General features: G+C 37.9%; 13 protein-coding genes. 1 reads left to right on the top strand and 12 read right to left on the bottom strand.

The window, feature by feature from the left end:
* The first annotated feature begins 208 nt into the window (after nt 1-208).
* The gene (locus ACXIUD_RS07400) at nt 209-1,582 is read left to right on the top strand and encodes an exopolysaccharide biosynthesis polyprenyl glycosylphosphotransferase (protein ID WP_458051987.1); all 1,374 of its coding nucleotides are present in this window, start codon (nt 209-211) and stop codon (nt 1,580-1,582) included.
* A gap of 57 nt (nt 1,583-1,639) precedes the next feature.
* Here the strand turns inward: ACXIUD_RS07400 and ACXIUD_RS07395 are convergent, their stop codons facing one another.
* From ACXIUD_RS07395 to ACXIUD_RS07340, 12 genes are all read right to left on the bottom strand, one after another.
* A complete protein-coding gene (locus ACXIUD_RS07395; RefSeq protein WP_458051986.1) occupies nt 1,640-3,211 on the bottom strand; it encodes a GNAT family N-acetyltransferase in 1,572 nt (523 codons plus the stop codon).
* A gap of 5 nt (nt 3,212-3,216) precedes the next feature.
* On the bottom strand, nt 3,217-4,116 hold the full coding sequence (locus ACXIUD_RS07390) for a polysaccharide deacetylase family protein (RefSeq protein ID WP_458051985.1): 900 nt from the start codon (nt 4,114-4,116) through the stop codon (nt 3,217-3,219).
* A 108-nt stretch (nt 4,117-4,224) separates the two neighbouring features.
* On the bottom strand, nt 4,225-5,715 hold the full coding sequence (locus ACXIUD_RS07385) for a GNAT family N-acetyltransferase (RefSeq protein WP_458051984.1): 1,491 nt from the start codon (nt 5,713-5,715) through the stop codon (nt 4,225-4,227).
* Between the two features lie 154 nt (nt 5,716-5,869).
* On the bottom strand, nt 5,870-6,964 hold the full coding sequence (locus tag ACXIUD_RS07380) for a glycosyltransferase family 4 protein (protein WP_458051983.1): 1,095 nt from the start codon (nt 6,962-6,964) through the stop codon (nt 5,870-5,872).
* A 78-nt stretch (nt 6,965-7,042) separates the two neighbouring features.
* Entirely contained in the window at nt 7,043-8,029 is a 987-nt protein-coding gene (locus ACXIUD_RS07375; protein ID WP_458051982.1) for a glycosyltransferase family 4 protein, read from the bottom strand.
* 27 nt (nt 8,030-8,056) lie between these two features.
* Nucleotides 8,057-9,094: a DUF354 domain-containing protein gene (locus ACXIUD_RS07370; protein WP_458051981.1), complete on the bottom strand. Its 1,038-nt coding sequence runs from the start codon at nt 9,092-9,094 to the stop codon at nt 8,057-8,059.
* Between the two features lie 192 nt (nt 9,095-9,286).
* A complete protein-coding gene (locus ACXIUD_RS07365; RefSeq protein ID WP_458051980.1) occupies nt 9,287-9,532 on the bottom strand; it encodes a hypothetical protein in 246 nt (81 codons plus the stop codon).
* A 12-nt stretch (nt 9,533-9,544) separates the two neighbouring features.
* A complete protein-coding gene (locus tag ACXIUD_RS07360; RefSeq protein ID WP_458051979.1) occupies nt 9,545-9,745 on the bottom strand; it encodes a hypothetical protein in 201 nt (66 codons plus the stop codon).
* Nucleotides 9,726-10,142 (bottom strand): DUF5675 family protein, encoded by a 417-nt coding sequence (locus ACXIUD_RS07355; RefSeq protein WP_458051978.1) that lies wholly within the window; start codon nt 10,140-10,142, stop codon nt 9,726-9,728. Before ACXIUD_RS07355 ends, ACXIUD_RS07360 begins: the two co-directional genes overlap by 20 nt.
* 3 nt (nt 10,143-10,145) lie before the next feature.
* Entirely contained in the window at nt 10,146-10,892 is a 747-nt protein-coding gene (locus ACXIUD_RS07350; protein WP_458051977.1) for a hypothetical protein, read from the bottom strand.
* A gap of 1,322 nt (nt 10,893-12,214) precedes the next feature.
* The gene (locus ACXIUD_RS07345) at nt 12,215-12,415 is read right to left on the bottom strand and encodes a hypothetical protein (protein ID WP_458051976.1); all 201 of its coding nucleotides are present in this window, start codon (nt 12,413-12,415) and stop codon (nt 12,215-12,217) included.
* A gap of 540 nt (nt 12,416-12,955) precedes the next feature.
* Nucleotides 12,956-14,503: a terpene synthase family protein gene (locus tag ACXIUD_RS07340; RefSeq protein ID WP_458051975.1), complete on the bottom strand. Its 1,548-nt coding sequence runs from the start codon at nt 14,501-14,503 to the stop codon at nt 12,956-12,958.
* Nucleotides 14,504-14,566: the final 63 nt, after the last annotated feature.

Here is a 14,566-nt window from a genome sequence, read left to right as displayed (position 1 = left end):
AAAGATTCAACTGGTTGTGATTTGAAAAAAGTGGATGCAATCGATTGTAAGCTATTTTTTTGTAAAAAAAATGAAAGATTAGCTCCAATAGTTCTGCTTAAAAAAAGAAGTTTTTCAAAACTAACAATAATTTCAAATGCATTTTTTTTGATTTAAAAATCATTTTGCAGTATATTTACATCGTATTAGGGACTAAAGATTATTTGCAATGAAAACGAAAAAACTAAGCTTCGTCGGCTTTGGTGACGTGATATGCTTAACTTTTGTGTATTTAATTATTGTTAGTTGGGTCGGATTAAGTAATAACACTCCGATTTGGATGCTTTCAACAATTTACGTAGGGTTGCTATTCACTTGGTTATCAATAGCTTTCTCAAGAGATCTGTATCTTATTTGGGGTTCGGACACTCAGATCAGCATCAAATTCAAAAAGTACTTAGAATCATACTTTATTTTAGCCGGGGTATTGGCCATCATATATTTGTTCATCTCTTTTCCGGCAGATTTTAGGAAATTTTTAGTGACATTTTTGGTTAGCTTCCCACTTACGGTAATATTTGTTCACTCTTTAATCTACCGCTTCACTTCCAAAGTTGAAGAAATCCGCTTAAAGAATAGCAAAATTTTATTAGCTGGATCAACAAGTCATGCCATGAAATTGGAATCCCTTTTCGGTAAAATGGAAGATGCCAAATTAAAAATCAAGGGTATCATTGATTGTGGGATAGGTGCAAAAGATGAAAAATATGAAACCTCTCTTGCTGATTTAGCTTCCTATGTAAGTCAAAACGATGTCAATGAAATCATTGTAACGCTTCCTCTAAATGAGCAGGACAAGATTAATGCTATCCGTAAGATCTGTGATTATGAAGGCATTCGCTTCAAATATGCTCTCAACTTAGAGGGTATCTTTGGAGAAAAGTGCAAAGCGCAGCAGTACGGGGATTATCAGGTAATCAACGTGCGTCACGTGCCTTTGGACAATGCACCTCAAGTGATGATGAAAGATATTTTTGACATCATCTTCTCATCCATCGCGTTGATTTTTGCTTCTCCGGTTTTGTTGGTAGTTGCCTCATTAATCAAACTAGAATCAAAAGGTCCTGTTTTTTACTGTCCTATCAGAATCGGTAAAAATGGACAGGCATTTAAACTGTACAAATTCAGATCCATGTACGTGAATGACCCGGTATCTTCCGGAACAAACTCTACACAGAAAGATGATCCTAGAATCACGAAGGTGGGTAAATTCATTAGAAAATACAGTTTGGATGAATTACCTCAGTTTATCAATGTATTAAAAGGTGAAATGAGTGTAGTGGGTCCAAGACCGCACCGAGTGTTTTTGAATAACAAAATGAGAGACCTATCCGAACAATATATGATCAGACATTACTCCAAGCCGGGTATTACCGGATGGGCGCAAGTAAATGGGTGGAGAGGACCTACGGAAACTGAAGAGCAAATCACCGAACGTACCAAACATGATCTGTGGTATTTGAAAAACTGGACTTTCTTCCTTGACCTAAAAATCGTGTGGATGACAGTTTTTGGTAGCAAGACTCACAAATCAGCATTTTAATAATCCAAGCACCATGAGCGTGTAGCCCTAGGTTTCATAAACCTAGGGCTATTTTTTTTAAAAGAATGGATGTTTTGTTGCGAGTATAATCTTTAAACCTTCCCAGTTTACTGTCTCCGAAAAGTCTTGGCTGATATGCTTCACAACTTCATTTAAATGATTATTGGAAGGTTCCTGTAAATATGAATAAGCAATTGCATCCTGAGACAGCCCACCCTTTCTTTTAGGATCAACGGGAATGTACCAAACGATCCCTTTCAGACATTTATCTTGTACAATTGTATAACACTCCTGCCCATTTTCTATCCTCATAATACAATCGCTCAACAAGGCATAGATGGATCTATTGGTGTTTTTCTCTTGGTATTTAAAAAAGTCCCGATATTCATTGTGATGGATTGTATTTCCAGTTTTCGATTCAGTCACTTTCTCTTTAAAGTCTTCCCACGGGAGTATTTGAGTTGCCTCGTATAAAAAATGCATGTATTCTCTCGACCCATTGGTAGGTAAATTACTTTTCATGGTTTTCCACTTCAGCTTCATCTTAAAGCCAAAGTTGGAAAGGTTATCATACTCCTCTCCAAAGATCTTTTTGCCTTGAAGTTTCGGTTTTAAAAACTCCTTAATCCTATCTTTGAATTTTAGCTTAGCAATTAATTTCTCCGAACCAATGTAACAATCATAAGCGGTACCGATGCTGGTAGACAAGCTGTTTTTGTAGCCATCAGCTCCTCCCGGTGTGAGGTCAAAACAATGATATCCTGTCTTATTCAAATGGATTCCTAACATGAGGAATAATAGTATACCCGGAGAATACTTGGAAAACTTAGGGTGGTGTCCGTTTAGGCCTTGCAGATAGACTGTTTCCTTATCTTTGATTCCCACATTGAAAGAAATCATTTGTTCATTACTCATCAATACGGTCACATGCAGGCAATTGTCTGCAAATAATCTGAGCAAGAAGTCCTTACGTTCCGGTTCATCCATAAAGTAGGTTTTGCCATAAAATGCCCCCTTACGAAAGTCATTTAAGAGAATCATTTCATCAATTATGGATTCAAAATGTGCTTGCTCTTGAATTTCCAAAAACTCCAAAGTCCCCAATCGCTTTAATCGGTTGAGTTTTTCCTTCTTGTTTTTTTTCTTCAACTCTGCTTCCAACAACTCTACTTGATGTACATCCATTAAAGGTTGTTCATAGGATTCTAAAAAAAGGTTTTTAGACCATTGCTCCGAATGTGCAATTGATGTAAGGAATTCATTGGCTACCAAGTATTTCAAGTGCAACAGTTTATCAGGAAAAGTCTGCCTCAGTGCAGCAAGGGCTTGATTCAAAAAAATCGAGGATTGATCGGGAACACAAAGCCAGGATTGGTATTCAGCTAAATCCAATCCCGCTCCGACTAATTCGCCATTATGAATGGTTAAGGTCAGCAATCCGGTCATGGAGTCTCCGTTCCAATCTGTGACTACAATTACCGGATAGTTGGGAAAGGCTTGATACCAATTGATGACAAAAGCCCTGGACTGAAAAACACAGGAATTACCCATTTGCAGCAACTCATTCCAAGCCGACAAAAATCCGACATTTTCAAACAGTCTTGTCGCTGCCGTATCTTGATAAACCATTTGAATCAACTTCTAAAATCTTTTTCCTGATTAGGTTTGAGGACTCCTTTTAAAACCTCCCAATAATCTCCTAGGAGTAATTTCGCATGCACAAATCGCTTGCTTCCTTTAGTAACTCCTCTTCTTGGAATGCTCAAGGGGTCAAAAGTTTGATCAAAGTTCTTACTCTCGGTAGAAAAAGCTAATTTGATATTGACATCCCTTAGATGGTTCATCTCCCGTGGACCAAAATCCAAACCTGGTATACCGTTAGGATAGGCGAAACAACAAATCTCTTGATTCAATAAATCGCTTAACTGGGTTACAGAATCTTTAATTTCCCAAGCCACCCTTTCATCTGTTTCATTTTTTAGAATGGGGTGATTCATCGTATGTGCACCGATGGTGACCAAGCCAGACTTATTCAGTTCCTGTACCTGTTTCAGATCCATACCCATTCGCTTTTTATCGGGAATATTGAATTTCTTTTTGTAAGAAGCGATGATATCATTTATTTCATCTACAGGAAGGGTTTTCAGAATTCCAGAAACCTGTTTTTCATTGATGAATTCCTGCTTTTGAGATTTCAATCCTTGGTAGTAGTTTAAAAACTGTTTGTAATCATAGTCTTTGATTTCCTGAAACCAGAAATTCTGACCTGTTTGAATGGCATGTGGAGAAACGTAAATGGATACCGGCACTTGGTATTTTTTGATCAAGGGAAAGAGATGTGTGTAAACACTTTGATCCCCATCATCAATAGTGATATGACAGGCATTCTCTAAGGGTTGATTTCCATAATAATACCTTAGTAACTGATCAGTCCCAACCATACGAAAATTGGACTTAAGCATTAAGAGTATACTTTCCATCCAACGTTCATTCCTAATGACATGAAAGTTGACAACGGTATTCTTTATTTTCATACTGGGTAAATTTAAAAATAGAATTAGAACAAATTCCAGACCAAAAATTAAATTTGGTGAAATTGATTCTAATTGAGTGAAGATTTTTCAAATTTAGGAGAATTTCAATTAATTTTTAAAGCCTCTAGCAGAATAAATCTTAGTTATTTTGCCTTCTTTTTGTATTCTCTCTAAATCCTTTAAGGTATCCAATGTCTCTTGATACCAAATGCACAATACTAATTTACCTGCATGCACGATGGTCACGCATTTTTCCTGATTTTCTAGGCGCTCCAAGGCATCTTCTAAAAACCTCCATCTGCTAATATCCAAACAAGCATCCGTAACCAATAAGAGATCCTTTAACCCATCTGTATTTATTTTGATGGTGAAATTGGAGCTGTTTAGGAGCAGTGAATGCATTATAGTATCCCAAGAATAGGTTTTCAGTGGCTTCAACACCTTTATCAATTTGTTTTTCAAGTCCGCCTTTTTCTTGCTGACATTCACTTGGAAAGCCATGGTCCTAATACCTTTCGCTTTTAAATATTCCCGAAAGCGTATTCTTGCTTTTCTTTTTGCCAATTCCAAAGGTTTTTTACTTAATAAAACCTCATGCATCAATTCCTTCCGATTAGCAAAGCGTTCCTTGTACGCATCATCGCCTGGTGATAACTTCAAATCCTGATAGCCTTGTTCTTGCAGGTAATAAGCCAACATGTAGATATGAACTAAACCGGGTGATAGCTTTGCGTGGATAGGAGAATAAGTGATCAATCCAGCCAAGTGGGATGTTTTCCCAAAGTCATCGATTACCATGACCGCCGCAATCAACTCTCCATCGAGCTGCAAAATGGTGGCCTGCAAGACACCTGATTGGAACCATTTGGCAAAAATTGCCTCCTGCTCCGGGTCTTTGGCTAATGGAAATTTGTTAAAGGCAGCTCCTTGTCTCAAATTTAAAAAAGTTTGTATGTCGGAAATAGACTGATCAAATTCTATTTTTTCAGTTAAGCGATAAAACTTCGTCTGACCAGCCCGTTGAAAACGGTTAAACTTGGCTTTGAAATGTCTTTTCCCCAAGACCTCTTTGATCCCCTCAGATTGTAAATCCAGCACAGGATTGTTATGTGGTTCTAAGATGGCGTATTTCTGGAAACTCGGAAGCCCAGCCAACTCTTGAAAAATATGTTCCCCCGGAAGGGACTTTAAATTGATGCTGTATCCTTTGTCTAATACATGCTTGATGATGCCCTCTTCCCAGAAGCTTTTCAAGTATCCCTTTTTTACCACCCAAGACTGATATAAGGCAAAGACTGAACCTGCACCGACTAGGTGATTGGTTTCTTTGGAGGATTTCGGATTGGCTAATGCCAATATTCCAATCAGTTCCTGCCCATCATAGCCCAATAGGGCGAATGGGGCAAATCTTTCAAAATAAATCTTATACCAATCCAGTACAAAGGATGGATGCTGAAAAACTGACCCATCTGGAGTAGCTTCTATTAATTGAACCCATGATTCCTTCACATCCGCCTTCTCCAAAAGAGTTATTGCCTCCACACCGGAAAGCAATTTAAAGTTTAAAGAAGTCGTTGATTGTGCGTATTCGTGCTTCATACAGTGGCTGTTAAACAATTAATTAAAAAACCTTTTCAAGTTAACGTGGCTATGGAAACAAGGTTAATCCAATCATCAAATAAATATGGGTCAAATGTAATTTTTTTTACTGAATAATTATTCTAACAACTACCAATCAAGAGAAATTAATTATTTAAGGGTTCATCAGTTTCTTGTATACGGCTTCAAATTCTACCCCCATGCGATCAAGACTGAAATCATCTAGGATGCGTTGCTTGGATTGTTCACCCATCCTACGCATGCGATCAGGATCGTTTAACAAGTCGTGTATCATGTAGGCTATTTCCCGGGGAGACTCATTCTTGATTAATATTCCGTTCTGATTATGATGAACTATTTCTTTGGTTCCTCCTGCATCGTTGGCAATAACCGGCTTACCAAGAGCCATATATTCCAAAATGGAATTAGAAAGTCCTTCCCCATTTGGAGAAAATAGCACTCCTATATCGGCTACATTGACAATACTTTCAACTTCTTTACTCCCGGGATAGGCTATGAGCCCAGGATTATCTTCTATATAATTTAACACTTCCTGGTAATAGGGTTCTGTTTCATCATAGAACCCAACCCCAAAAAACAAAACATCGTTTCTTAATGCTCTAAGCTCTTTACCTACTGAAAAAAACTTTTTATAATCCTTATTTGCTGAATAGGAGGCTACCATCAATACGGTGAAGGGTTGATTCAACCCATATTTTTGCTTTACTTCAACAGGATCAGATAACTCATTAAACCTATTCATATTCAGTCCATTATAAATCACTTTAGATATTGATCTAGGTGGATTAAATATTTTCAAACCTGCATCAGAATTTGCAAGAACAACATCCGCCAATGAAAAATTAAATTTACATAAAAGCTTATTTTTTAAGCTAATCGAAGGAGGAGCAGAGGTGATTTCACTATCTACCACTCTTATGGAAGGGTTCAATACTTTACAAAGGTTTGCCAACAAGGCGAACTTATCCCCCCAAGCATGAATGATATTCGGCTGCTCTTGTTTGACGATTTGATAAAACTCCTTCATACTTCCCCAAGACAAGTTTTCCGATGAAAGGGAAATCCATTGGATATTCAAGTCATAAAAATTCGGGAACAACACTTCTGTTTTTTTAGTAACCAATAGCAACTGATATTCCTGTTTTTGAGATAAGTAGGTGAGCAACTCCAAGAGTCTTCTTTCCTTACCACCGGAGGTTAATGCTCCTATAAAAAATAGTATTTTCATAAGTGAATCGTTTATGATTGATTATTTTAATATAACGGTAAATCGGATTAATACTTGATAATGAATAAATTGCGAGATTTATCCTTTACGCATTAAAGCTTGATAGATAGTAATTATTTTTTGAGCTACTATTTTTTCATCAAATTCTAATTCTTGAATCCTAACTTGGCCTTGAATTCTACCCTTTTTTTCTACAAAATCTATGCAATTTGCCATGATATTTGCAAAGCCCTGTATATCGTAAGGAGCCATAAAGCAACCTTCTATTCCATCAGTAGTCTCCAAAACATCTCCCACATCTGTGAAAATAATCGGACAATTACAAGCCAAGCACTCTTTGACCACATTCGGCGAGCCTTCATGATAAGAAGGCAATAATAAAGCAGTGGCAGCTGCGTAATAATACTTTAGATTTTCCGGCTTCTCTTGGAAGACTGCATGCAGTTCTACATTTATCCCCTTAGATTGTAATGTATCGGTAGCAGCCTTCGCCAAAGCAAAGTTTTTTTCTGGTCTGATGGGGTTGGCCAAAAATAGGAAATGATTTTTTTCTTTATCCCAACCCAAAAAATCCAAGCCAATTTGTCTTTCTAAAGGATAAAAAATTTCTGTGTTTACTCCATTGGAAATTATATGCGTAGGTTTAATTCTGTTCAATGTATTTTTCATTTTATGACTCATGACAATGGCTTCATCGTAGATTGAATTGGCGAAGTAGCGATTGATAAAAAGGCTAAGTTTATTACCAAAGCTTATTTTTCCATTCTTATCCTTATGCCCCATCACATCCGTACCCATCAAGGTTACCAACATGGGAAGCTTTCCTTTGGCTAATTGGGCTACGATACAGGAGAAACCAAAATGCGCATGAATTAAATCGACTGGATGCTCCTTTAGGTACTTTTTCAGTTTAAAAATATTTTGAAGATACCCTTTAAATCCTTTTCCAAAAATCAGAAAATGTGAGATTTCAACCCCTTGACGCGCTAAACTTTCTGCCTGCAACTGAATAATGGGATTTAACCCAGCTCTAAGATTTCCACTTGATACAAATAAAACTTTCATCTTTATCCCTTCAATAGTACGATGGATTTATTTTTTGAACTTTTCAACTGATTTCACCATAAAAGCTGTTGTATCCAGTTTTTCCCGAAGAATACGTTCCCTTTTTGCGCTATTTTCTTTTTTCAACTGAGGGTTTTGCAACAATTCTATAGCTTTTTTAATAGCTTTTTTTTGATCCTCTTCACTTTCTGTAAAATTGAAAACCATATGGTATTCACTTTCCAATTCATCTGTATAACCCCTGCCATCGTTATCTAAAAAAATTGCGGATGTTCCCAAGACAGCTGCTTCCGATGCCATGGTGGCACTCTCTCCAAAAAGTAGTGTGCTAAAATACAGCGCATCGTGCATTTTATTTTTAGGTATGGTAATTTGATACTTTTGTAGGCTTTCAGGGAGCTGTTTTTCAGAAGATATAAAGATTCGAGCGTATTTGGACATCGCCTCAATTGCCTGAATCTTATTTTCCAAAGACATCCCTGTATGTCCAAAATCATGTGCTGCTGCCCAAGAAACAAAGCGAACAATGACAAAGGGTTCATTTTTTTTTACTCCCAAAATATCTAAAACATCTTCTTGAGGCTGAAAATAGTTGGGATGTAAGTAGGAAAGCTCCATGAAACTTTGAAATCGCACCTGTTTTTCACCTAAGTTAGTTCTGTAACAGCTTGGTGTGAAAATTTGGGTAGCATACGGTACCGTCAAGCGATGATGAAGTTTGGCATGTTCTGTATCGCTAAATACCAAGGAAGGTTTACCTAATAATTTTGCTACTTGTGATGGGTAGGGGTGTAAAAAATTCAAAAAAACATCGGGTTTAAACTTCAGAGAAATTCTCAGTAATTTAAAATTTGCATACAAGAGGTAGGCAAACTTCCCCAATTTCCCTTCTTTCCCTTTACCCCGATTGATATAGGGTATTTGATAATAATCCAGGAGTTGATGTTCTATTTCCTTATTTCGGGAAACAAACAAGATCTCATGTCCCTTTTCTTTCATGATGGCATAAAAGTTTCTAAAATAATGGACATGAGCGGGATGATTGATGTCGATTAAAATTCGCATAAAATTGGGTTGGTGAAGGAAAAACAATAGATCCCCATTGAAAGGACATTAATTTTTATTTTGTCGCAATTTATAAATAAGTCGTAAAGAATCACATATTTCAAAATTGGAGTTGATAAATTATTCACCATGTGAATACTGAAAAGATAAATATCAAGAGGATTCCAAGCGAATCCTCTTGATTGCATACAATTAATCTTTCTCGTCTTCCACGGGAATATCAATAGTCACTTGGCTAATGCTAGTGATCACAATTCCTGCGGTAAACAAGTAGCTTCCGGCTGATATCAGTACTGCTGGTAATGCCACAGGTACTGTTAGGATGGCTCCTCCTACTCCCGCTAGGATCATTCCTATTTGACCTAACTTTTGAAAGAACGGTGGCGTGGGTTTTTGCCATCTTGTCTTGAGTTCTGATATTAACTTTGTTACTTCCATATCATTTGTTACTTATGATTTTGATAGTTTGTTTTCTAACTCTGTCTGTCTGACTTTAAGCCACATGCAGAGCGCTCTCAGGTCTCCATAATCTTTTTTAAGATCTCTGATATCCTGAACCAATAGCTTCAAGAAATATGCGATGATGGAAAGGAGGAGTGACATCACTCCTCCCAATCCTAAGACCAATAAACTAATCTGCCAGTCCATCATTTCCTAGGATATTTTGACTGCTATCGCTAATCTCGAGCCAAATCCGATCGCCTGAGGCATAGATGGTTTCCAATTTGTCCATCAATTTTAAAGTAGCCAACTTGGAAAATTTCTCCCTATTATTCCAATACAAAACCGGGACTATGCTGTAATCTGACACTTTATTCCCCTGATGTAAGGGCTCCACGGTGTATGCATTTGTTTCTAGGCAATCTACTTGCAAATACCAACCTCTTTGCTCATTGTACCGCAATAGAAGTTCATATTTCCCTTCATCCATACAAGGAGTTGTCGCAAGCCTGGGGTTTTCCAATGTTTTGGAAATGACTTTCCCGTACATTTTCAATAACCCAAGTGTTCTTGTCTCCTCATATCTTCTAAAGAGTTGCAAAACCATAGCTTAGTCATTTTCTGCCAGGACAATGGATGCTGCATTGTGCGCACCATTGCTCAAGGCATAATGCTGTCCATTGACTAACTGGAGGAATTCCATACCCAGCAAGAACACTTTGTGAGGATTAACCAAGGTAGCTTTGGCTATCGTCAAACTGATGGCCGGGGTCAATCCTGATACGGGTATCTCTTCTGAACTATCCATCAGGAAGGTTCTTTCCAAGGATAAGAAATCCACTGAGGCACCAACAGCAAATATTCTGAAATGAGTAGCTCCTTCAGGAATCCAGACAAAGTCTGAGGGTTGGAAGGGTGGTATCGTTACCTGCCAGTCTGTTTCCGAATTGGTGTATGTGATCTCTTGTTTGAGAACAGATGCCAAATTTGCTTTAACATTCATGTCTAAGCCTTGGATCAACTGCCAATTGCCTTCGAAGACCTGGCGCTCTCCCCTAATATTGACCGGGTCGGTTCTAAGAATCTCAAGCATTCTTCTAACCAAACGCTGATGCAATCTTGGATCGGAGATTTTGATCAATGCCGGACGAATGGTGTCTTTGAGCAATTTGACTGCTGCTGCATTGGTCGTAAATTCAGCGATATTCTCACGCGTTCTTGCGTACCTGGGGTCAGTCATGATTCTGGACTTGCTGACGCCTCCTTTTTCTCTGGCCTGATAGCCATCACGGTTTTTGAAGAAATTCAATCTTCCGATGTTACCGTTTAGGGTAATGATACTGGTTTGTTTTGCCATGTTTAAATTGGTTTAAAGTAAAACATAGTCAAATATGATTGATGGTGAGAAGGTTAGGAAATGAGTGTGCGGATCGTGCGGATTTTGCGGAAGATGCGGAGTAAGCAGTGAACAGTGGGTTTGAATGTAGAATTAGGAATTAGGAATTAAGAATGAAAGGATGAAGGATGAAGAATGAAGGATGAATAGATAGAAGTGAACAGTGGGTAGAGGGAAATGTAGTATGCTTGTGCTGAGCGTAGTCGAAGCAAGGAATTAAGAATGAGAAATGTGGGTGTAACCTTCGTTTGTGGGTTTTAACCCACGACTTTGATTGAATTTTTGAAACAAAGTTTGAGTAAATTCCTAAGGTATAGATCAATCAATTGCCGTGGCTTTTAAGCCCCGGAAATGAAGGAGGAATAGTTAGCAGTGAGCAGTGAACAGTGAGCAGTGAACAACAGTTAGCAATGAACTATGGACAATGATTAGTGAGCAGTTAACAAATAATCAGGTGGCAGTGAGCAGTTGTTTTTTTTGGGCGGAGAATTATAAACCCCGAGAGGGGTTGGATCCTGAAGGGTATTAGCCCCGGGTAATAACTCGGGGTTGATAGAGAAGTCACCCCTTCGGCGCTCCCAACCCTTCGAAGGGGTTGAATTTTCAGGGGGCCTATTTTTATTTTGAAATTACATTTAATCAAAACACCTTTTTAACTGCCGATTCCGATAGGATTCAACTCCTGTCAGAGTTGGGATAATGGATGGGCTCGTTATCTTTTTTCCCCGAGTGGCGACTCGGGGCTAATTACCTTCGGTGTTGGACTCCTGCCGGAGTCTTGGGGAGTGAACAGTGTATGTGAATTTGGAATGAGGAATGAAGAATGAACAATGACAGTGGGCCGACGGGTAGTCTTGGGGAGTGAACAGTGAGCAGTGAGTAGTGAACAGTTTATAAATGAGGAATGAGAAATGAATGTACATAAGGCATTCTTCTTTTTTTGCTTGAATTTCATACTTGGTACTTTGTACTTAGTACTTGGTACAGTCCTAGTGAGGAGTGAATTTGGAATTTTGACTGTCTTAAAATAATTATATGGTTTCTTGGATTTTAGCGAAAAGTCGGCGAATGGTCGGGAGGCATACGGGACATGGTCGGAACACGGTCGGGACACGGACGGCTAAAACAGCTATTTTTTGAGCCTAAAATATGATTTTTTGAATGGTTTTATAATTTTTTCAAGAGTGAAAAAAATGCCAATTTTTTGGAATTTGACATGGTGAAATTGATGATTTAATAGCTATTGATTACAAGTTTTAAACCTCAGATTTGGCTTCAAAATACTAGGATTTTTCAATGTAGGGATCGATGTCTTCTAGGGGAATACCTGAGAACTGGGAGAACTCTCGGATGGTAACAAACTGATGGGGTTCTTTTTTGAAATACATGCGCACTTTTTGCAAGAGATTTTGTGAATATCTCTCTGACTTGGATGTCATCCGTTGGATGTCTTGAGGATATATGACGCATCTTTTCCTTTGCATGACTCAGACAGAATTTGTTGGAGGATTGCAGGGGAGATTTTAGATTTTAGTCCCGATAGCTATCGGGATTAGATTTTAGATTTGATGTTGTTTAGTCTAGCGTAACTTTTCCAAAGTTTTCCTTGTAGATTCAGTTTGATTGTACTTTTAATCAAACTTTGGAAAAGTTTCAATTCGATTTGCTTACGTATATAAACGAGATTGATATTAGATTTTTTTATTAGTTTTCCTTACGCTATTTATGGGAAAATTAAAATTAACGGAATCTGATGGATACAGGATCAAAGTAGATTCGTAGTGACATCAGTTGGATTCACGTTAAACCTTGAGCAGTATATCCTCCTATTTGTCAAACGCGATCAAAGGATATACTTAAAGAAAGTTCAAAAAAGGGTTGAGGGTAGTCAGAGGTTGGGATGATTTGTAGTCAAGGCTACATCTTTTGGCAATGGAGGAAATGCTAGAGGCCTTGCTAAGGTAGTAAATCGAGTATAACTAGAACGTGTGTTTCATGGTAACTATCGTTTAAACTTGGTTCGCTTAAAAGTCTATGTATCGTTTGGTATCAAACATAGACCATTCAACAGCGCCTGCGATTTGGTACTTGATATTTTTCATAAGGAGCATCTTATCTTGGGTTTTCGGCGAGTATGCTTCACTCAAGAGCTTATCGGTTTCCAAAAACTTTTTCAATTCTTCTGCATGTTCTTCAATAACTGCATTGATTGCCTGTTCCTCGGTTAGATTTCTATGAATCTGTAATTGCGAAATTAAGTTATGGTAATCATTTAGCTGTTTTTCTTTTTGGTATGAAAGCAGGTCATTGGATTTGAAAATCAAATTAGAGGCTGCCTTCTTATAATTTGCCAAGCTACTCCAGTGCTGATACACTCCAGGTGCAACGTCTTCCAAAACAAATAGGGAAAAATCCAGCGCCATGTTTCCACCTGAAAAGAATGGTCTTTTTTTAATATAATCAACCATGCTTGGAATAGTACCCTTATCAAGATTTCTTGCTTCCCATCTATTCGCCAGGATGTATTGGTATATGGATTCTTCGAAAATCACTATGAATTTTTCTGATGCTAGGGTTGTGAATTCGTTCCAAAGATTGTCAAATGCTTTCCAGAATAGGGCTATTTTCCCTAAACCATATGGGACTTTTTTATTAAGAACAATGGAGTTGACTCCAAACAGTATTTTCTCCCAAAACTTCTCTTTCTTACCTTTTGTAAGATTATCCGTAAAGTCATCCATGAAAAAAAGCCAAACAAAAAACTTTCCTATCCAAATAGCTTTTTCTAGCGAAGCATCGGGGTAAAGTCTACATGAAAGGTAAGGCATTTTCATGGTGTCAAATATCAATCGGGTTTTGGTCTTGAAGAATAGTTTGTGTTGAATCGCCCATTCCAGTGCAAAGGAATGTACATGGTCAACTTGAGGGTGACACTCCGAGGGAAAAGGATAATTGAAAATATTGTTTTCCATGGCTTTGACCAAGAAAGAATGTTTACTTTGAAGGAGTTGCCTACTGAATCTGCTCAGCGTTCGCCGGTTGACTTGAAGGAGTGAGGCAGTCTCGAAAGAATTGAATACTTTAAAAAAGTGATGGTTATCTTTTTTTATGAGAGGAAGGGCTTTGGAGTAATGCATTTGAGAAATTTTCATCCACTTTTGATTAGACGCACTTGCTGACTGAATGAGTGCTTCCGAAAACGTCTTTAAATGACTTAAGTTGTTTAAAATCAGTGATTCTGCCTTTCTTGACACCTTTATTAATTTTGCATTTTCTTTGACGATCAGGTAGTTTTCGCTTGGGGATTTTGAAAAATATGCATCCATGTCAAAGGCGACTTCTTTTCGAAAAAAGGGTCTGATCAATCGGCTTTGTGGACAATACAGGGCAAGCGTACCTTCCATCACCAAATAAGCCTGATTTTCGTTTTCTCCGGCCTTTCTTAAAACAGTTCCTTTTTTTAGTTTTTCTCCCTCTAGATATTCTATAAGTGCAATAACGTCCTTCAATTGGATCGTCATGATTTCGTCTAAAAAAGACTTGAATGAAATTGGGTCAATGGTCATTTTCATAGCTTCTATTAGTTATATCCAACAAACATTAATCACATTCTAAAAATCGTCAGCAGGCTATAT

Source organism: Mongoliitalea sp. (genome assembly GCF_054166905.1).
Note: the sequence above shows the minus strand (reverse complement) of the source record. Positions and strands in the feature narration are given on the sequence as shown.

What these genes read in the sequence shown, in the direction of transcription:
- ACXIUD_RS07350 (WP_458051977.1), bottom strand. Translation starts at nt 10,892, where the DNA reads ATGGCAAAACAAACCAGTATCATTACCCTAAACGGTAACATCGGAAGA.
- ACXIUD_RS07380 (WP_458051983.1), bottom strand. Translation starts at nt 6,964, where the DNA reads ATGAAAATACTATTTTTTATAGGAGCATTAACCTCCGGTGGTAAGGAA.
- ACXIUD_RS07395 (WP_458051986.1), bottom strand. Translation starts at nt 3,211, where the DNA reads ATGGTTTATCAAGATACGGCAGCGACAAGACTGTTTGAAAATGTCGGA.
- ACXIUD_RS07365 (WP_458051980.1), bottom strand. Translation starts at nt 9,532, where the DNA reads ATGGAAGTAACAAAGTTAATATCAGAACTCAAGACAAGATGGCAAAAA.
- ACXIUD_RS07345 (WP_458051976.1), bottom strand. Translation starts at nt 12,415, where the DNA reads ATGCAAAGGAAAAGATGCGTCATATATCCTCAAGACATCCAACGGATG.
- ACXIUD_RS07355 (WP_458051978.1), bottom strand. Translation starts at nt 10,142, where the DNA reads ATGGTTTTGCAACTCTTTAGAAGATATGAGGAGACAAGAACACTTGGG.
- ACXIUD_RS07375 (WP_458051982.1), bottom strand. Translation starts at nt 8,029, where the DNA reads ATGAAAGTTTTATTTGTATCAAGTGGAAATCTTAGAGCTGGGTTAAAT.
- ACXIUD_RS07390 (WP_458051985.1), bottom strand. Translation starts at nt 4,116, where the DNA reads ATGAAAATAAAGAATACCGTTGTCAACTTTCATGTCATTAGGAATGAA.
- ACXIUD_RS07360 (WP_458051979.1), bottom strand. Translation starts at nt 9,745, where the DNA reads ATGATGGACTGGCAGATTAGTTTATTGGTCTTAGGATTGGGAGGAGTG.
- ACXIUD_RS07400 (WP_458051987.1), top strand. Translation starts at nt 209, where the DNA reads ATGAAAACGAAAAAACTAAGCTTCGTCGGCTTTGGTGACGTGATATGC.
- ACXIUD_RS07385 (WP_458051984.1), bottom strand. Translation starts at nt 5,715, where the DNA reads ATGAAGCACGAATACGCACAATCAACGACTTCTTTAAACTTTAAATTG.
- ACXIUD_RS07370 (WP_458051981.1), bottom strand. Translation starts at nt 9,094, where the DNA reads ATGCGAATTTTAATCGACATCAATCATCCCGCTCATGTCCATTATTTT.
- ACXIUD_RS07340 (WP_458051975.1), bottom strand. Translation starts at nt 14,503, where the DNA reads ATGAAAATGACCATTGACCCAATTTCATTCAAGTCTTTTTTAGACGAA.